The organism is Streptomyces sp. T12 (genome assembly GCF_028736035.1).
Taxonomy (GTDB): Bacteria; Actinomycetota; Actinomycetes; order Streptomycetales; family Streptomycetaceae; genus Streptomyces.
Genome location: NZ_CP117866.1, coordinates 4,269,582 through 4,287,783, shown reverse-complemented (window position 1 = coordinate 4,287,783; position 18,202 = coordinate 4,269,582). Strand labels below are relative to the sequence as shown.

Annotated in this window: 13 protein-coding genes; 11 read left to right on the top strand and 2 right to left on the bottom strand. The window is 71.3% G+C overall.

What is annotated here, in order from left to right; all coding sequences use genetic code 11:
• Positions 1 to 29 precede the first annotated feature (29 nt).
• The 11 genes from PBV52_RS19015 (at position 30) to PBV52_RS18965 (ending at position 15,990) form a co-directional block, all read left to right on the top strand.
• The gene (locus tag PBV52_RS19015; RefSeq protein WP_274239664.1) at positions 30 to 1,514 is read left to right on the top strand and encodes a resuscitation-promoting factor; all 1,485 of its coding nucleotides are present in this window, start codon (positions 30 to 32) and stop codon (positions 1,512 to 1,514) included.
• A 119-nt stretch (positions 1,515 to 1,633) separates the two neighbouring features.
• Complete coding sequence (rsmA, locus tag PBV52_RS19010; protein WP_274239663.1) at positions 1,634 to 2,554, top strand: 16S rRNA (adenine(1518)-N(6)/adenine(1519)-N(6))-dimethyltransferase RsmA; 921 nt, start codon at positions 1,634 to 1,636, stop codon at positions 2,552 to 2,554.
• The gene (locus tag PBV52_RS19005) at positions 2,551 to 3,450 is read left to right on the top strand and encodes a 4-(cytidine 5'-diphospho)-2-C-methyl-D-erythritol kinase (RefSeq protein ID WP_274239662.1); all 900 of its coding nucleotides are present in this window, start codon (positions 2,551 to 2,553) and stop codon (positions 3,448 to 3,450) included. Before rsmA ends, PBV52_RS19005 begins: the two co-directional genes overlap by 4 nt.
• A 203-nt stretch (positions 3,451 to 3,653) precedes the next feature.
• The gene (locus PBV52_RS19000; RefSeq protein ID WP_274239660.1) at positions 3,654 to 4,433 is read left to right on the top strand and encodes an MHYT domain-containing protein; all 780 of its coding nucleotides are present in this window, start codon (positions 3,654 to 3,656) and stop codon (positions 4,431 to 4,433) included.
• Between the two features lie 55 nt (positions 4,434 to 4,488).
• Complete coding sequence (locus PBV52_RS18995; protein ID WP_274239659.1) at positions 4,489 to 6,486, top strand: nitrate- and nitrite sensing domain-containing protein; 1,998 nt, start codon at positions 4,489 to 4,491, stop codon at positions 6,484 to 6,486.
• A gap of 196 nt (positions 6,487 to 6,682) precedes the next feature.
• The gene (locus PBV52_RS18990; protein ID WP_306801428.1) at positions 6,683 to 7,804 is read left to right on the top strand and encodes a peptidoglycan recognition family protein; all 1,122 of its coding nucleotides are present in this window, start codon (positions 6,683 to 6,685) and stop codon (positions 7,802 to 7,804) included.
• A gap of 153 nt (positions 7,805 to 7,957) precedes the next feature.
• Positions 7,958 to 9,766 (top strand): ABC-F family ATP-binding cassette domain-containing protein, encoded by a 1,809-nt coding sequence (locus tag PBV52_RS18985; RefSeq protein ID WP_274239658.1) that lies wholly within the window; start codon positions 7,958 to 7,960, stop codon positions 9,764 to 9,766.
• A gap of 258 nt (positions 9,767 to 10,024) precedes the next feature.
• Positions 10,025 to 11,857 (top strand): PQQ-binding-like beta-propeller repeat protein, encoded by a 1,833-nt coding sequence (locus PBV52_RS18980; RefSeq protein ID WP_274239657.1) that lies wholly within the window; start codon positions 10,025 to 10,027, stop codon positions 11,855 to 11,857.
• 73 nt (positions 11,858 to 11,930) lie between these two features.
• Positions 11,931 to 13,790 (top strand): PQQ-binding-like beta-propeller repeat protein, encoded by a 1,860-nt coding sequence (locus PBV52_RS18975; RefSeq protein WP_274239654.1) that lies wholly within the window; start codon positions 11,931 to 11,933, stop codon positions 13,788 to 13,790.
• Between the two features lie 322 nt (positions 13,791 to 14,112).
• Positions 14,113 to 14,826 (top strand): LuxR C-terminal-related transcriptional regulator, encoded by a 714-nt coding sequence (locus PBV52_RS18970; RefSeq protein WP_274239652.1) that lies wholly within the window; start codon positions 14,113 to 14,115, stop codon positions 14,824 to 14,826.
• 27 nt (positions 14,827 to 14,853) lie between these two features.
• On the top strand, positions 14,854 to 15,990 hold the full coding sequence (locus PBV52_RS18965; protein WP_274239651.1) for a hypothetical protein: 1,137 nt from the start codon (positions 14,854 to 14,856) through the stop codon (positions 15,988 to 15,990).
• Between the two features lie 32 nt (positions 15,991 to 16,022).
• Here the strand turns inward: PBV52_RS18965 and PBV52_RS18960 are convergent, their stop codons facing one another.
• Together PBV52_RS18960 and PBV52_RS18955 are read right to left on the bottom strand one after the other, a co-directional pair.
• Positions 16,023 to 16,373: a hypothetical protein gene (locus tag PBV52_RS18960; RefSeq protein WP_274239650.1), complete on the bottom strand. Its 351-nt coding sequence runs from the start codon at positions 16,371 to 16,373 to the stop codon at positions 16,023 to 16,025.
• Positions 16,374 to 16,394: 21 nt separating this feature from the next.
• Positions 16,395 to 18,167 (bottom strand): sodium:solute symporter family protein, encoded by a 1,773-nt coding sequence (locus PBV52_RS18955; protein ID WP_274239649.1) that lies wholly within the window; start codon positions 18,165 to 18,167, stop codon positions 16,395 to 16,397.
• Between the last annotated feature and the right edge of the window lie 35 nt (positions 18,168 to 18,202).

Here is an 18,202-nt window from a genome sequence, read left to right as displayed (position 1 = left end):
TCCGGACCCCTCCGCTGGAGCGTGTCGTCGTGAGCAACGCGCAGTTCGAGACGTATGGCCCGAGCCCCGCCCACGAGCCCCCGGCGTACGGCGGCTTCGACCCGTACAGCGCTCAGACCCTGGGGTACGGGGTGCCGGGGGCGTACGAGACGCGTACGGACACCTATGGACCTGTGTACGGGGTGTACGCGGGGTACGGCAGCCACAGCGGCCACGGCGGCCACACTGTCCACGGCGGCCATGGGACCTACGGGGATCATGGCGCCCATGGGGATTACGGGGCCTACGGGGATTACGGCGACTACGAGGACACCTACCGGCCCGCGTACGAGATTCCCGAGCCGGCGCCCGTACCTGTCGTGCGCCCCCGGCGCGGTCGACGAGCCGCGCGCCGGCACCGGGCTCGGGCCGCCGAGCGGGTGGACGGGCCCATGCGCAGACTCGTGCCGCAGGCGCTGGTCGTCGCGTTCCTCGCGGGTGGGACGACCGCCTTTGTCGCCGAGGACAAGGCGATCGAGCTGAGCGTCGACGGCGAGCCGCGCACCATGCACACCTTCGCGGACGACGTCACCGAACTGCTGGTCGAGGAGGGCGTGGAGGTGGGGGCGCACGACGTGGTGGCGCCCGCTCCCGGTGCGGCGCTCACCAACGGTGACGAGGTCGAGGTGGACTACGGGCGCCCCGTGCGGCTCACGCTCGACGGTCAGCGGCGCGAAGTGTGGACGACCGCGCGCACGGTCGAGGCGGCGCTCAAGCAGTTGGGGGTGCGTGCGGAGGGGGCGTATCTGTCGACGTCGCGCTCCCGGCGCATCGGGCGCGAGGGGCTCGCGCTGGATGTGCGCACCGAGCGCGCGGTGACGATCATGGCGGATGGCCGGGCGCGCACGATCCGTACGAACGCCGCGACCGTGGGCGAGGTCGTCGAGCAGGCCGGTATCACCCTGCGCGGGCAGGACACCACGTCCGTCCCGCACGAGAGCTTTCCGCGCGACGGTCAGACGGTCACGGTCCTGAGGATCACCGGCCGCAAGGAGATCCGCGACGAGGCGATCCCGTTCGCCACGGAGCGGATCGACGACCCCTCGGTGTTCAAGGGCACGGAGGTCGTCGAGCGGGCGGGGCAGCCGGGGCTGCGGCGGATCACGTACTCGTTGCGCACCGTCAACGGCGTCAGGCAGAAGCCGCGGCGGATCAGGTCCGAGGTGGTGCGGGAGCCGCGCACACAGGTGGTGAAGGTGGGGACGAAGCCGTTGCCGACGTCCGTGCGCGGTGCGGGTGATCTGAACTGGCAGGGGCTGGCGGCGTGCGAGTCCGGGGGGCGGGCGGATGCGGTGGATTCGTCGGGGACGTACGGCGGGCTGTACCAGTTCGACACGCAGACCTGGCGCAACCTCGGGGGCAAGGGGCGGCCGCAGGACGCGCCGGCGGAGGAGCAGACGCTGCGGGCGAAGAAGCTGTACGTGCGGCAGGGGGCGAGCCCTTGGCCGCACTGTGGGGCGCGGTTGCACGGGTGACCGTCCGGGGGCGGTGCACGGGTGACCCCGTCCGGAGCGCGGTTGCGCGGGTGGCCCTCGGCCGGGCGGCCGGCTGCGCTGGTGCGATCGTGCCCGGCGGTGCCCCGTACCCTTGTCGGGTGAGTAGCCCCACCCCTGACGCCCTGCTGGGCCCCGCCGACATCCGTGAGCTGGCGGCCGCCCTCGGTGTGCGCCCCACCAAACAGCGCGGCCAGAACTTCGTGATCGACGCGAACACGGTCCGCCGTATCGTCCGCACCGCGCAGGTCCGCCCCGACGACGTGGTCGTCGAGGTCGGCCCGGGGCTCGGCTCCCTCACGCTCGCCCTGCTGGAGGTGGCCGACCGCGTCACCGCCGTCGAGATCGACGACGTACTGGCCGCCGCGCTCCCCGCGACCATCGCGGCCCGCATGCCGGAGCGCGCCGACCGTTTCGCGCTGGTGCACACCGACGCGATGCACGTCACCGAGCTCCCGGGCCCGCCGCCCACCGCCCTGGTCGCGAACCTCCCGTACAACGTGGCCGTCCCCGTCCTCCTGCACATGCTCGAAACCTTCCCGAGCATCGAACGCACCCTCGTCATGGTGCAGTCGGAGGTCGCCGACCGGCTGGCCGCCGCGCCCGGCTCCAAGGTGTACGGCGTGCCGTCCGTGAAGGCCAACTGGTACGCCGAGGTCAAGCGGGCCGGTGCCATCGGGCGCAATGTCTTCTGGCCCGCGCCGAACGTCGACAGCGGGCTGGTGGCGCTGACCCGGCGCACCGAGCCGCTCAAGACCACCGCCTCGCGGCGCGAGGTCTTCGCCGTCATCGACGCCGCGTTCGCCCAGCGCCGCAAGACGCTGCGGGCCGCGCTCGCCGGGTGGGCGGGTTCGGCGGCGGCGGCCGAGGCGGCGCTCGTCGCGGCCGGCGTCTCGCCGCAGGCGCGCGGAGAGGCGCTGACCGTCGAGGAGTTCGTGCGCATCGCCGAGCACAAGGCAGACCACAACGCCGAGCACGAGGCAGACCCCGAGAAGGAAGACAAGGAGCCGGGTCAGCAGTGAGCGTCACCGTCCGCGTCCCCGCCAAGGTCAACGTCCAGCTCGCGGTGGGCGCCGCCCGCCCCGACGGGTTCCATGACCTGGCCAACGTCTTTCTCGCCGTGGGCCTGTACGACGAGGTCACCGTGACCCCGGCCGGGGAACTGCGTGTGACCTGCGAGGGGCCGGACGCCGGCCAGGTCCCGCTGGACCGTACGAACCTGGCGGCGCGGGCGGCGATCGCTCTCGCCGAGCGCCATGGGATCGACCCGGCCGTGCACCTGCACATCGCCAAGGACATCCCGGTCGCCGGTGGCATGGCCGGCGGCAGTGCGGACGGCGCGGGCGCGCTCCTCGCCTGCGACGCGCTGTGGGGCACGAACGCCTCCTGCGAGGAACTCCTCGACATCTGCGCCGAGTTGGGCAGCGACGTGCCGTTCAGCCTGGTCGGCGGGGCGGCCCTCGGCACCGGGCGGGGCGAGAAGCTGCGCCCGCTCGACGTGGGCGGCGCCTTCCACTGGGTGTTCGCGATGGCAGAGCGCGGGCTGTCGACGCCCGCCGTCTTCCGTGAGTTCGACCGGCTCGGTGAGGGCACGGACATCCCGGAGCCGGTCGCCTCCCAGCCGCTCCTCGACGCCCTCGCGAAGGGCGATGCCGACGCGCTCGCCGCCGCCGTCTCCAACGACCTGCAGCCCGCCGCCCTCTCCCTCTTCCCCGAGCTCGCCGGCACTCTCGCCGCCGGCCGCGCCGCGGGCGCGCTCACGGCGCTCGTCTCCGGCTCGGGCCCGACGACGGCGTTCCTGGCCCGCGACCCCGAGGCGGCGGTCAAGGTGGCCGAAACTCTACGGTCGTCGGGGACCTGTCGGGCGGTGCGTACGGCGTCCGGGCCGGCGCCGGGCGCCACCGTGCTGTCTGCATAAAACCGACACAACATCTCCACATGGGCCAATGTGACCCCTCGATCTGCATAGATATGTGGGTCAAGTGTTAGCTAGTTCACGGTAGTTGATTGTTAGACAATCATCTTCATGGTCCCTTTCGCGCCACTGTGCGTCATGGGAACGGCTGGCATGATCAGCCATCCCCGGTCCTCTGTTACCGGTGGTACTCCTGAGGAGCTCCCATGGGGCACATGGACCACTTCAGCGCGGGATGGGTCACCCCCGTCCTGTCCTACGCGATGGCCTGCGTCGGCTCGGCGCTCGGACTGCGCTGCACCGTCAGGGCACTTGAGGCGGACGGCGCCTCCAAGCGGAACTGGCTGCTGCTCGCCTCGCTCGCCATCGGCTCCGGCATCTGGACCATGCACTTCATCGCGATGATGGGCTTCAGCGTCGACGGCACCCCGATCCGCTTCGACGTCCCGATCACCGTGCTGAGCCTGCTGATGGCAGTCGCCGTCGTCGCGGCCGGCGTCTTCACCGCCGGATACGGCCGCTCACGCGTGATGTCGGTCGTCCTCGGCGGCCTCGGCACCGGGCTCGGTGTCGCCGCCATGCACTACACGGGCATGGCCGCGCTCAACCTCCACGGCGACGTCGACTACGACCCGATGCTCGTCATCGCCTCGGTCGCGATCGCCGTCGTCGCCGCGACCGCCGCGCTGACGCTCACGCTCATCGTGCGCGGACCGGTGCTGGCGACCGCCGCCGCGCTCGTCATGGGGCTCGCCGTCAGCAGCATGCACTACACCGCGATGTACGCCGTGCGCATCTCCCTCGCGCCCAGCAGCGTGGCCCTGCCCGGCGCGACCGCCACGGAGTTCATCTTCCCGCTGGCCGTGCTGCTCGGCTCGTTCCTCTTCCTCGCCGCCGCGTACGTCGCGCTGTCCCCGACCGGCAAGCGCCACGAGTCGGCGGCCGCGGCACAGCTGCTGCGCGAGGTCGAGCTCACCACGGCCTGACGGCTCCCCTGCCCCCCGAGCTTCTCCCCTGACCCAGGCCGAACGAGGTCCCCTCATGCGCGTCCCCCGCCGTAACTCCGCCCGGCTGCGCCCCAGATCGGTGCGGGCGAAGATCGTCTCCCTGCTGATGCTGCCCATCGTGTCCCTCATGGCGCTGTGGGGCTTCGCCGCCGTGACGACCGCGTCCAGCATCGGCGACACCGAGCGCGCCAAGGACGTCAACACCGAACTCCTCGCCCCGGTCGGCGACTTCGTCACCGTGCTGCAGGCCGAGCGGACCGCCGCGATGCGGTACGCGACTGCCCCGGAGGCCTTCGCGAAGGCCCGCAAGGCCACGGACAAGGCCGCCACCGCCCTGGTGAACGGCATCAACGCCTCCAGCTCCGACGCCGCCCTCCTCGACGCGAGCCTGCCCGGGCGCATCGAGCGTCTGGAGGCCGACGCCGCAGGTCTGGCGAAGCCGCGCGCCGAGGCGACCGCGAAGAAGGCGGGGGCGCCCTCGGCCGCGTACACCGCCTACTCGGCGATCATCGAGCACGCCTTCGCCGTCACCGGCGCCCTCACCGGCGACCGGAGCACCGACGCCGCGTCCGAGGCGCGGGTGGTGCTCGAACTCGGCCGCGCACGGGAGGCGCTGGCCCAGGAACAGGCGCTGCTGAGCGCCGCCGACGCGCGCGGGGCGCTGAGCGAGGCGCAGTACGGGCTGTTCGTGGGCGCCGTCGCCACGCAGCGCCAGCTGCTGGAACCCGCGGTCGCCGACCTGAAGGCCGCACACCGGGCGGCGTACGAGAACGTCCTGGACGGCGACGGGTACGCGCGCGTGCGGGCCGTCGAGAACCGGGTGCGGGATGCCGGTGCCGGGGCGGCGGCCGTGACGGCCGGTTCGCTCGCGGGCTGGGACACGGCGGTGTCCGCCGCGCTGACGGGGCTGACCGAGGCCGAGACGGCGGCCGGAACGGGCGCCGCCGCGCAGGCCGACCCGTTCGGCTGGGACACCCTCGGCGCCTCGGGCGTGGCGGTGGTGCTCGGCCTGGTGGGTGTGCTGCTGTCGCTGCTGGTCTCCGTGCTCGTCGGGCGCGGCCTCATCGTCGAGCTCCTCGACCTGCGCAACGACGCCCTGGAAGTCGCCGGCCGGCGCCTGCCCCAGGCCATGCGCAAGCTGCACGCCGGACAGGGCGTCGACATCGACGCCGAGGCACCCATGCGGCGACTGGTCGGCGACGAGCTGGCCCAGGTCGGCACGGCGCTCACGGCGGTGCAGCGGGCGGCACTGAAGGCCGCGAGCGAGCGGGCCGAGCTGCTGAGCGGGATCTCCGGCGTGTACGTCAGCCTGGCGCGCCGCAGCCAGGTTCTGCTGCACCGTCAGCTGGACCTGCTGGCGGGGATGGAGCGACGGCAGCAGGATCCGGCGGAGCTGCAGGACCTGTACCGCGTCGACTACCTCGCGACGCGGATGCGCCGGCACTCCGAGAGCCTGCTGATCCTGTCCGGCATCGCGCCGGGGCGTGGCTGGCGGGACCCGATCGCGCTGCCGGACGTGCTGCGCGCGGCGGTCGCCGAGATCGAGAACGCGCAGCGCGTGCAGATCTGGGCGGTGCCGAGGGTGTCGCTGGTGGGCGGCTCGGTCGCCGACGTCATCCACCTCCTCGCCGAACTGGTCGAGAACGCCACGGCGTTCTCCCCGCCGAGCACCAAGGTGCAGCTGCGCGCCGCCCGAATGCGCGAAGGGCTCCTCGTCGAGGTCGAGGACAGCGGCTTCGGCATGAACGAGGACGCCCTCGCCGACGCCAACCGCAAGATCCAGTCCGAGAAGGTCGACCTCCTCGACGCCAAGCAGATCGGCCTGTTCGTGGTGAACCGGCTGCGCGAGCGGCAGGGCCTGCGCGTCGAGCTGCGCGCGTCGGCGAACGGCGGCGTCACGGCGGCGGTCCTCGTCCCCGAGCACCTGCTGCGCGACGACATGCCGGTGGGCGAACAGACGGCCCACGGGCGCGGACTCGCCCCGGCGGCGGCGCTGATCCCGCAGCAGCGGACGGACGGCGCCGGAGCGTGACGCGGTACTCACAAGTAGGGCTTCTTCGCCCGATCTTCACACGAATGTACTGCGATCGGAGTACGCGTGGGGCGGGTGGGACGGTTAGGGTCGCTTGACGTTTCAAGCGCCTGGCGTCACGCCAGGCCGCCCGGACTGCCCTCGGCATGCCCGGTGCACCCCCCCGTCAAGTGCACTTCTGGAAGGGGACACTTCCGTGTCCGAATCCCCCACCCCCGCCCAGCCGTCCCACCGTAGAAAGCGCTCCCTGTCCCGCCGCGGCATGATTGCCGCCGGCGGCGCGGTGGCCGCCGGAGCCGCGATCACGCCGATGGTGTTCGCGTCCACCGACTCCGGCGAGACGGACAACTCCGCGTCCGGCTCCGGTGATTCCGGTACGACGCCGGAGAAGTTCCCCGCCACCCGGACCGAGGCCGCCACCGGCACCGGCGCGGCCACCACCGCCTTCGCCGCCTCGTACGTCGGTGTGCGCTGGTCCGGCGCCAAGGAGGGCGCCGCCATCCGGCTCGCGGACGGCGACTGGCAGCCCCTCGCCGGCGGCTGCGCGACCGTCGAGAACGGCGGCACGGCCCTGGTCGCCGCCGCCAGTGCCACCGCGTACGCGGTGAAGGCCCCAAGCGACATCGACGGCGTCCACTCGCTGGCGATCGACACCACCGACGGCCCGAACCGCACCGTCCAGGTGCCGAGCGAGCCCACACGCGTGCGTGGCGTCGGCTACCTCTCGCGCGCGGCCTGGGGCGCCGACGAGTCCAAGCGGTACAAGGACGGCAAGGTCAACTCGCCCGAGACGTACTACCCGCTGCAGATCATCACGGTCCACCACACCGCGACGCCGAACGGCGATCCCGACCCGGCCGCGACGGTGCGCGCGATCTACGAGTACCACGCGATCACCAACGACTGGGGCGACATCGGCTACCACTTCCTCATCGACGAGGCGGGCACGGTCTACGAGGGCCGTTACTCCGGCGACGACGGCATCCCGGCCTTCAACCCGGACGGCGACCTCGTCACCGGCTTCCACTCCGTGGGCTACAACTCCGGCGCCCTCGGCATCGCCCTGATCGGCAACCTCGACCAGCAGGCCCCCACGGACGCGGCCAAGGCGTCCCTGGTCCGCCTGATCAAGGTGATCTCCCGGTTCAAGGGCCTGGACCCGCAGGCGAGGGTGACGTACACCAACCCCGTCAACGGTACGAAGAAGGACACGAACACGGTCGGCGGCCACCGCGACTACTTCGCCACCGAGTGCCCCGGCCAGGTCATGTACGACCTCCTCGCCGAGGTCCGCGAGGCGGCTGCCGCCCGCCGCTGACGCCGAGCACGGCGATGCGCCCCGGGGATCCCGTCCCCGGGGCGCACGGTCGTTTCGCGCGGTGGCGGGGGACCAGGGACGACGCGGGGCGAGGAGCCGTCGGTGCGCCCGACTACGCTGGGAAGCTGATTCATCCCCCTGGGCAGGAGAGAAATGGCCGTCAATCTGGTCAATGTCGAGAACGTCAGCAAGGTGTACGGCACCCGTGCCCTGCTCGACGGTGTGTCGCTCGGCGTCTCCGAGGGGGACCGCATCGGTGTCGTCGGGCGTAACGGCGACGGCAAGACGACCCTGATCAGGATGCTGGCCAAGCTGGAGGAGGCCGACACCGGCCGGGTCACGCACTCCGGCGGGCTGCGGCTCGGAGTGCTCACGCAGCACGACTCGCTCGACCCCGAGGCGACCGTCCGGCACGAGGTCATCCGGGACATGGCCGACCACGAGTGGGCCGGGAACGCCAAGGTCAGGGACGTACTGACCGGGCTCTTCGGCGGTCTCGACCTGCCCGGCTTCCCGCAGGGCCTCGACACCGTCATCGGCCCGCTGTCCGGTGGCGAGCGGCGTCGGATCGCACTCGCCAAACTGCTCATCGAGGAGCAGGACCTGATCGTCCTCGACGAGCCCACCAACCACCTCGACGTCGAGGGCATCGCCTGGCTCGCCCAGCACCTGCGCGAGCGGCGCTCGGGGCTCGTGTGCGTCACCCACGACCGGTGGTTCCTCGACCAGGTCTGCACACGCATGTGGGACGTGCAGCGCGGTGACGTCTACGAGTACGAGGGCGGCTACTCCGACTACGTCTTCGCCCGCGCCGAGCGCGAGCGCATCGCCGCCACCGAGGAGGTCAAGCGGCAGAACCTGGTGCGCAAGGAGCTGGCCTGGCTGCGGCGCGGCGCGCCCGCGCGTACCTCCAAGCCCCGCTTCCGGGTCGAGGCCGCCAACGAGCTGATCAAGGACGTACCGCCGCCCCGGGACAGCAGCGAGCTGATGAAGTTCGCCTCGTCCCGGCTCGGGAAGACCGTCTTCGACCTGGAGGACGTGACGGTCCAGGCCGGCCCCAAGGTGCTGCTCAAGCATGTGACATGGCAGCTCGGCCCCGGCGACCGCATCGGCCTCGTCGGCGTCAACGGCGCGGGCAAGACCTCCCTCCTGCGGGCGATGGCCGAGGCCGCGCGGACCGAGGGCGAGGCGCAGCCGGCCGGTGGTCGGGTCGTGGTCGGAAAGACCGTCAAGCTCGCCTACCTGTCCCAGGAAGTCGCCGAGCTGAACCCCGGCCTGCGCGTGCTGGAAGCCGTTCAGCAGGTGCGCGAGCGCGTCGACCTCGGCAAGGGGCGCGAGATGACCGCCGGGCAGCTGTGCGAGACGTTCGGCTTCAGCAAGGAGAAGCAGTGGACGCCGGTCGGGGACCTCTCCGGCGGTGAGCGGCGCCGCCTCCAGCTGCTGCGTCTGCTCATGGACGAGCCCAACGTCCTCTTCCTCGACGAGCCCACCAACGACCTCGACATCGAGACCCTCACCCAGCTCGAGGACGTCCTCGACGGCTGGCCCGGCTCGATGATCGTCATCTCCCACGACCGGTTCTTCGTCGAGCGAACCACGGACCGGGTGTTCGCCCTGCTCGGCGACCACACCCTGCGGATGCTGCCGCGCGGCATCGACGAGTACCTGGAGCGGCGCCACCGCATGGAGGCGCAGGTCGCCGCCGCGGCCTCCGCCCCGGCCGCGGACAAGGCCGTACCGGAGAAGAGTGCCGCCGATCAGCGCGCCGCCAAGAAGGAGCTGCAGAAGATCGAGCGGCAGCTCGACAAGCTCTCCGAGCGCGAGACCAAGCTGCACGCCCAGATCGCCGAGAACGCCACCGACTTCGGGAAGGTCGCCGAACTCGACGCCGAACTGCGCGACTTGGCCGGCCAGCGGGACGAACTGGAGCTGCGCTGGCTGGAACTAGCTGAGGACGCATAGCACCGAGAACCGCCCCGCGGACGGCGCTCAGGGCCGTTCGCAGGGGCGGGGCGCGCGTCAAGTGAAGGTGACGTGGAGGCGCATAACGGTGGCATCACGGGCCGGTTCTCCCTTGGGAACAGGGGCGGAGACGGCCCGGTGCGCTGTCGGTGGCGGGTGATAGAAAGAGCCGTCTGAGAACAGTCTGAGAACCGCTGGTGTGGCGCGAACGCGACGGCACAGGACGTGCCGCACACCGGTCACAAGGGGGAACCGCGCATGAGCCAGCCGCCCAACCATCCGCCGCAGGGCGGTTTCGGCGCGCCACAGGACCCACGCCAGGGCGGCTTCGGGGCACCGCAGCCCCCGCAGCAGGACGCTGCGCAGGCCCCGCCCCCGCCGCCGGGCGCCCCCCAGACACCCCCGCCGCCGCAGGCCCCGCCCCAGGCGCCGCCGCCACCGCAGGGCCCGCCGCCCGGCGCCCCGCAGCCCGGCTACGGCTACCCGCAACAGCCGCCGGCCCAGCCCGGGCAGCCGGGCCCCTACGGCCAGCCGCAGCAGCAGCCGGGCCCCTACGGCTATCCCCAGCAGCCCGCGCCCTACGGCCAGCAGCCCGCCCCGGGTTACGCCTACCCGCCCCAGCCGCAGTACCCGGGCGCCCCCGGTACCCCGCCGTCCGGCTCGTCCAACCCCTTCAAGGGCAAGCCCGCCCTCGTCATCGGTGCCGCGGTCGCGGTGCTGCTCGTCCTCGGCGGCACCGTGCTCGCGGTGACCCGCGGCAGCGACGACGCCCCGAAGGCCCCGGTCGCCCAGCCGAGCGGCGACCCGAAGGGCTCCGAGTCCCCGACCGACGGCCCCGACAACGGCAGCGGCGGTGGCGGCGCCGACCCGGAGAACCTCAACGCGGGCCGCCAGGCCGGTGAGTCGAAGGTGCTCTGGTACAAGCAGGCGCCCGACGCGCCCGCCTCCGGCGCCGACGCCCCCGGCATGTGGATCACCGACAAGACCGCGGTGAAGGCGGCGTACAAGCAGCTCTTCGCCTACAACGTCGGTGACGGCGAGGCCACTTGGGACCCGATCGCCTTCCCGCAGAAGATCTGCGCGGTCACCCCGCAGAAGTCGGCCGACGACAAGATCGTCGTGGCGTACATGAGCGGCAGCAGCGACCGCGCCAAGTGCAACCAGCTCCAGCAGGTCGACCTCAACACCGGCGCCCAGGGCTGGAAGGCCAGTGTCGCCAACGGCCAGCTGTTCGACAGCACGCTCGACGTCGAACTGTCCATCACCGGCAAGACGCTGATGGTGGGCCGCTCGCAGTCCGGCACGGCGTACGACATCGACAGCGGCGAAAAGCTGTGGGACAAGACGCGGTTCGGCGACAAGTGCTTCCCCGACGCCTTCGCGGGCGGTGAGAAGCTGCTCGCCGTGGCGGGCTGCGACGCCACCGGCACCAACGAGCACGACGAGGTGCAGGAGCTCGACCCGGCGACCGGCAAGGCCAAGTGGACCCTGAACTTCGACAAGGGCTGGCAGGTCGCGCGCATCTACTCGATGGATCCGCTGGTCATCTACAGCACCAACGAGGACAAGAAGGTGTACAACATCTCCACCTTCACCGCCGGCGGCAAGTTCCGCTCGCAGATCGGCTTCGACCTCGACATCGGCGCCCAGTGCGGCTGGGCCATCCTCCAGCGTGACCTCCAGGGCTGCACCGGAGTCGCCGCCGACGCCGACACGCTCTACCTGCCGACCCGGGCGACCACCGGCGCCAACGAGATCGTCGCGGTCAACCTCGCCAACGGCAAGGAGAAGTGGCGCGTCAAGTCCCCGGCGGACGAGCCGATGCTGCCGATCAAGGCCGAGGACGGCAAGCTCATCGCCTACGTCGATCCGTCGTACGACGCGGGCGGCCAGGTCGTGGCCATCCCGGTCACCGGCAGCAGCCACCAGCCGACGAAGCTGCTGCAGAACCCGGCGAGCGCCGCGAGCGTCGAGAACGGCTTCTTCTCGAAGACGTTCGACTGGGTCGACGGGCGCTTCTACCTCTCCAGCACGCGGCTGACCGGCAGCGACGAATCCAAGGAGAAGCTGATGCTCGCCTACGGCAAGTAGGCGTGCGCCTCGTCTCCCCCTCCCCGCCGCCCCCACCGCGTCCGCCGTCCCCCTCCCCTGAGGTACCCACGCCATGACCCAGCCGCCTCCACCGCCCCACCAGCCCCCGCCGGGGGGAGGGTTCGGCGCGCCGCAGCCACCGCAGCAGCCTCCGCAGCCGCCCGGGCAGGCACCTCAGACACCGCCGGCGCCCCAGGGCCCGCCCACGCCGCCGGCCGGCGCGCCGCAGCAGCCCGCGTACGGCTATCCCCAAGCACCCCAAGCACCCCAAGCACCCCAGGGAACCCCGCAGCCCCCTCCGCCCGGGTACGGCTACCCCGGCCAGCAGCCCGCCGCATACGGTCAGCAGCAGAATCCGTACGGACAGCCGCCGAACCCGTACGGGCAGCAGCAGAACCAGTACGGGCAGCCGCCCGGTTACGGCTATCAGCAGCCGGCCACGCCGCAGTACGCCCAGCCCGCGGTGGCGGCCGGCGGCTCGAAGCTCAACGCGCAGGTGGCCGTCATCGTGGCGGCGGCCGTCGTGGTGATCGCGCTGATCATCGGCGGTGGCGTGTGGTACGCCAAGTCCGGTGACGAGGGCGGCAAGGACGACACCGCCAGCTCCAGCGGCGGCACCGGCGGCGGGGACAACGGCGGGTCAGGCAGCGGCGCCGACTTCCCCGACGGCACGGAGAAGGTGCCCGCCAACCCCGGCTCCCACGTCCTCTTCCGGGTCCCGCCGCCCGATGTCGACGACAAGACCAGCGTCGCCGTGTCCGGCTCGTGGCTGACCGACAAGGCGTACGTCAAGAGCGGCGTCGCCGAGATCGTCGGCTACGACCCCGACAAGGGCACCAAGCTGTGGACGATCCCGCTGCCGGGGCCGGTCTGCCTGGCCAGTAAGCACCTCACCGAGGACAACCTGACGGCCATCGCCTTCGAACCCGCGATGCCGACCAAGGCGAAGCCCTCGCAGGGCTGCAGTGAGGTCGCGGCGCTCGACCTCGACGCCGGTAAGAAGCTGTGGACGAAGACCGCCAAGGTCGACGGCGACCTGATCCGGTTCGACAACGTCACCGTCAGCGGCGGCACGGTCGCCGCCGGCGGCACCAGCGGCGGCGCCGCGTTCGACCTCCGGTCCGGCAAGCCGCTGTGGGTCCCGAAGGCCAACGACAGCTGCTACGACCTCGGGTACGCCGGCGGCCCGAAACTGGTCGTGGTCCGCAAGTGCGGCTCCTACGACCAGCCCCAGCTGAACATCCAGACCATCGACCCGAAGTCCGGGAAGGTGATCTCCGAGTACAAGATGACCCAGGGCGTCGAGTACGCCAGCGTGATCTCCACCGAGCCGCTCGTCGTGGCCGCCGAACTCGGCGAGTCCCAGGACGCCATCGGCATCACGGACGCCTTCTCCATCGACAACAAGACCGGCAAGCTGCGCATCCGCATCTCCCTGCCGGGCGGTCAGTACGCGGCCCGCTGCTCCGGCGTCACCAAGATCGAGTCCTGCACGGGCGTCGTGGTGGGCAACGACCGGCTCTATGTGCAGACCGAGGAGCACGCGAGCGGCGGCGCGCGCGGCCGGACCAACGAGATCGTCGCGTTCGACCTGGCCACCGGCAAGCAGACCGGGCAGCGCGCGGACGCGGGCGACGGGTACACGATCACGCCGCTGCGGATGGACGGCGGCAATGTGATCGCGTACAAGCGTCCGCCGTACGACAAGGGCGGGCAGATCGTCAGCATCGACGGCGGGAGCTTCAAGGAGACGAAGCTGCTGGAGAACCCGGCCACGAAGGCGGTGCGCGATGTGGAGACCCGGATGTCTCCGGATTACGCCGAGATCGTCTACGCGCAGGGGCATCTGTACATGTCCGCCATGTACGCGAGCGAGCTGACCACTTCGGACACGAGCAAGTCCCATGTGGTTGCGTTCGGCACGACGGGCTGACGAACGCGACCGGTCGGCGAACGACCGGTACCGGGCGTGATGACGGCCCCGTCCCTGTTCAGGGGCGGGGCCGTACGCGTACCGCTCATCACCCTCGAATGCGGGGAAAGCCAGAAATTCCGTCGATCCGGGGCACTTCTCACCGGTAGGGGGAGCGCAACGTCGAACAAGCGTGTAGCTTCCGGGGGCATGAAGGGCGGGGGAGCCGGGAGGGGGCTTCTGTCCGCGCGGACCAGTGGGCATCCATAGTGGGGCATCCGGACTGGCGCTGCTGGTCCGGGGTATTGATGGGGATCCATTGGGGGGACTGGGGGGTTGCTCGATGGGAGCGCGGCTCATGGTGGTCGACGACCACCGATTGCTCGCCGAGGCGCTGGCCTCGGCACTGAAACTGCGGGGCCACCGGGTGCTGGCCGCGGCGGCTCCGGCCGCGGGGGCGGCGGAACTGGTGATCACGCGGGCGCCCGAGGTGTGCCTGCTGGGTACGGCGACACCGGCGGAGCCCGGCATGTTCGATCCGGTGGTGAAGATCAAGCGGGAGCGGCCGCAGGTGGCGGTGCTGGTGCTGGGGCCGGTGCCGAGCCCGCGCGGGATCGCGGCGGCGTTCGCGGCGGGCGCTTCGGGTTACGTACGGCATGACGAGCGCATCGAGGGCGTCGAGCGGGCGATCATGAAGGCGCGGGCGGGGGAGGCGGCGGTGGCGCCGCAGCTCCTTCAGGGCGCGTTCAGCGAGTTGCTCAACCCGGCCGCCCAGCCGGACGACGAGGGTCAGCGCCTGCTCCAGATGCTCACACCCCGGGAGGTCGAGGTCCTGGTCCGGGTCGCCGACGGCGAGGACACCCGTCTGATCGCCGCGGGCATGGGCATCGCCCCCTCGACGGCCCGCACCCATGTCCAACGGGTCCTGATGAAGCTGGGCGTCGGCTCCAGGCTGGAGGCGGCGGCGTTGGCGGCCCGCACCGGGCTGCTGGACCGGGCGGGACCGGTGCTGCACGCCCACCCCTTGGCGGACCCGGAAGCGGGGCCGGAGTTCTGAGTGTGCGGTTCCCCCGCGGGCGGTTTCGTGACCAGGCACCGTGAGGTGCATTACGCCGACCACCATGAGGACTTCGGCCTCAGCGGGCTGGCAGGGGCCCTGTGCTCCTGGACCGGGCCACGCCTCGGCGTGCCGACGGTCGTGGCCCGCGCCGCGGAGAGGGCCTGCGACGACGGGGACGACCAACTCGGCAGGGACGTGCGGCTCCTGCTGGGGTCACCGCTGCCGGGCGAGGTGCTCCACACCGTGTGGCTCGCCGCCACGCGAGGGCGCTTCGACCCGTGCGGCCACGGCCTGGACATGCGCGCGTGGCTGCGCGGGATCGCCGAGGCGTGCCCGGCCCGCACGACGCCTCGGACGGAAGCGGAAGAGGCCGTTCTGGCAGAGGTGGCACCGGTCGTGCCGGAGGAAGAGCTGCGCGTCTGCGTGTCGGCCGAGATCCGGTCGGCCGCCTCCGCGCTGACGCGCGCCGCCGCGTCGGAGGACCTCGTGCCCGCCCTGCGGCAGGTCGTCGAAGAGGCCGACGCCGACCTCGGCTTCCGGCTGTTCCTGCGCGCGCTCAAGGCCTGCGCCGTGAAGGTGGACCACGACCAGTACGAACGGCTGCTGGGCCTCGGTGACCGGCTGGCCTACCCGCTCACCGCCGTCTTCGCGGGCTTGGACGTGCGATGGCCGCCGCTCGACGCGGGCCGACGGGATTTCGAGTTCGGGTTCGGACTGCCGCAGCTCTCCCGCATGTTCGACGGGGAGTGGGACGCCTGGCGGTACGAGGGCACGGGCACGCCACGCGAACAGGTCGTACGACTCGCCCACGCAGACAGCGGTATGACCCCCGGCTCGCAGGCGGCCGTACTGCTTCAGGACGTGCGGTGTCTGCTGAACTCCGCCCTGTCCGACGACGAGGTCACGGCTCTGTGGCGCACCGCGGCGCGGCGCCGGCACCGAAGCGAGGCGTTCGACGCCGACGGACGGGCATGGCTGCGGGAGATCGCCGAGGTGTGCACCGAGCGGTTGGCGGAGGTCGCCCCTGCCTACACGCCCGTGGCGCAGGAGCAGACGGGGACGTCGGTCGACGCCGACCTCGGGTTCCGCCTCCTCCTGCGCATCCTCGACGCGTACGGCATCCCGGCCGAGCGGGTGGAGGAACTCCTCCGGCACGGCTGACGGGGGCCCGGGGCCTGGGCCGAGGTCCTGCGTCACTCCCTCGGCTCGTCACCCGGTGTCACGTCCCCCGGTGTCAGATCCTCGGGTGCCAGGTCCGGCGGCGGTGGAGCCGTGGGCCTCAGCTTCAGCCATGCCAGGAAGAACAGGCCGAGCAGCAGCATGCCCAGGCCGGTCCAGAGGTTGATGTTGACGCCCTCGGCCTTGTCGATCGCGGCGTCGTCATCGGTGAGGCCGGTGAGGGTGACGATGACGCCGTAGAGGACGAACAGGCCGCCGATGATACGGCGGATGTCGAAGAGGCGGGCGGCGGTGGCGGACTTGCCCTCCAGCTCGGTGACTTCCCGCTGGACGTCCTTCTCGGAGTACCCGGACTGATCAGTCATGGTGTGTCGATCCTCCCTCGATCAGAACGAGAACGGGATGTAGCAGGCGGCCGCCAGTACCACCGCACCCCAGCCCAGCAGCGCCGGCTTGCGGTACCACGCGTCGTCGCCCTCGGCGGGCGGCTCGGCCGTGCCGGGGGTGGGGGTGCCCCCGGACGAAGTCTGGGGGAGGGTGCCGTAGACCAGCCCTTGCAGTTCCTCCGTGGGCTTGGGCGCCGTGAACAGCGACACGGCCACCATCACGACCGCGCCGGCCACGAAGCCCGCGATCGCGGAGACGAAGTTGGCGCCCTGGTCGGAGGGGATGGAGATGACGTCCTGCTTGTAGAGGACGAAGTAGTTGATCATCGCCGCCGTCGTGCCGGCCAGCAGGCCCCAGAAGCCCGACTTCATCGACGCCCGCTTCCAGAACATGCCGATGATGAAGACCACGAACATCGGCACGTTGAAGAAGGAGAACAGGGTCTGCAGGTAGCTCATGATGTTCGAGAACGACGAGGCCAAGAACGCCGTGCCGATCGACGCGAGCACCCCGATCGCCGTGATCAGGCGGCCGAAGCGGACGTAGTAGGAGTCCTCGCGGTCCGTCACCACGTACTTCGCCCAGATGTCCGTGGTGAACACCGTGTTGAAGGACGACACGTTTGCCGCCATGCCCGCCATGAAGGCCGCCAGCAGGCCCGTCACCGCGATGCCCAGGACGCCGTTCGGCAGGAGCTGTTCCATCAGGTACGGGATCGCGTCGTTGTACTGCAGGTCCGAGCCGGAGGTGCCGATCTTCGGTACCAGCACCGCGGCCACCAGGCCCGGGATCATCACCAGGAACACGATGAAGATCTTCGGGAAGGCCGCGATCAGCGGGGTGCGCTGGGCCGCTGAGAGGTTCTTCGCGGAGAGCGCGCGCTGGACCTCCGCGAAGTTCGTCGTCCAGTAGCCGAAGGAGAGCACGAAGCCGAGGCCCAGCACGATCGTCAGCCAGTTCGCGCCGAGCGGGTTCGCGTCGCCGATGCCCGTGCCGCCCCAGGCGGTGACGAAGTCGTCGCCGTGGGTCTTGGTCAGGGAGTCGGCCAGGCCGTCCCAGCCGCCCACCTTCTTCAGTGCCAGCACGGTGATCGGGATCAGCGCGGCCAGGATCACGAAGAACTGCAGGACCTCGTTGTAGATCGCCGACGACAGGCCGCCGAGGGTGATGTAGGCGAGGACGAAGAAGCCCGCCACGACGATGGCCACCCACTGCGGCCAGCCCAGCAGCGCCTCGACCACGATCGCCAGGGCGTAGAGGTTCACCCCGGCGATCAGGATCGCGGCGAAGGCGAACAGGACCGAACTGAGCAGGTGCGCCCCCTTGTCGAAGCGCAGGAGCAGGAACTCGGGGACCGAGCGGACCTTGCTGCCGTAGTAGAAGGGCATCATCACCAGGCCCAGGAAGACCATGGCCGGGATGGCGCCGATCCAGTACCAGTGGACGGTGTAGGCACCGTACTGCGCGCTGTTGGCGGCCATGCCGAGGATCTCGGTGGCGGCCAGGTTGGCGGAGATGAAGGCGAGGCCCGTGACCCAGGCGGGCAGGGAGCGGCCCGAGAGGAAGAAGTCGAGGCTGGTCTTCACCGAGCGGCGGGCGGCGAAGCCGATGCCCAGCACGACGACGAAGTAGATGCCGAGGATCGTGTAGTCGAGCCAGTTCGTGGGGAGCCGTAGCTCGGCGGCGAGGTGGAGGGGGCCGGGGGTGGGGCTGGGGGTGGGGCTGGGTGTGGGGCTGGAGGTGAGGGTGGGGGAAATTGTGGGGGTTTGCATATGTACTCGCTTCGTTTCGCGAACCGATACAGAGC

Coding starts and splice junctions, on each gene's coding strand:
- PBV52_RS18960 (WP_274239650.1), bottom strand. CDS start 16,373: ATGACTGATCAGTCCGGGTACTCCGAGAAGGACGTCCAGCGGGAAGTC.
- PBV52_RS18985 (WP_274239658.1), top strand. CDS start 7,958: ATGGCCGTCAATCTGGTCAATGTCGAGAACGTCAGCAAGGTGTACGGC.
- PBV52_RS18970 (WP_274239652.1), top strand. CDS start 14,113: ATGGGAGCGCGGCTCATGGTGGTCGACGACCACCGATTGCTCGCCGAG.
- PBV52_RS18975 (WP_274239654.1), top strand. CDS start 11,931: ATGACCCAGCCGCCTCCACCGCCCCACCAGCCCCCGCCGGGGGGAGGG.
- PBV52_RS18955 (WP_274239649.1), bottom strand. CDS start 18,167: ATGCAAACCCCCACAATTTCCCCCACCCTCACCTCCAGCCCCACACCC.
- PBV52_RS18995 (WP_274239659.1), top strand. CDS start 4,489: ATGCGCGTCCCCCGCCGTAACTCCGCCCGGCTGCGCCCCAGATCGGTG.
- PBV52_RS19000 (WP_274239660.1), top strand. CDS start 3,654: ATGGGGCACATGGACCACTTCAGCGCGGGATGGGTCACCCCCGTCCTG.
- PBV52_RS18980 (WP_274239657.1), top strand. CDS start 10,025: ATGAGCCAGCCGCCCAACCATCCGCCGCAGGGCGGTTTCGGCGCGCCA.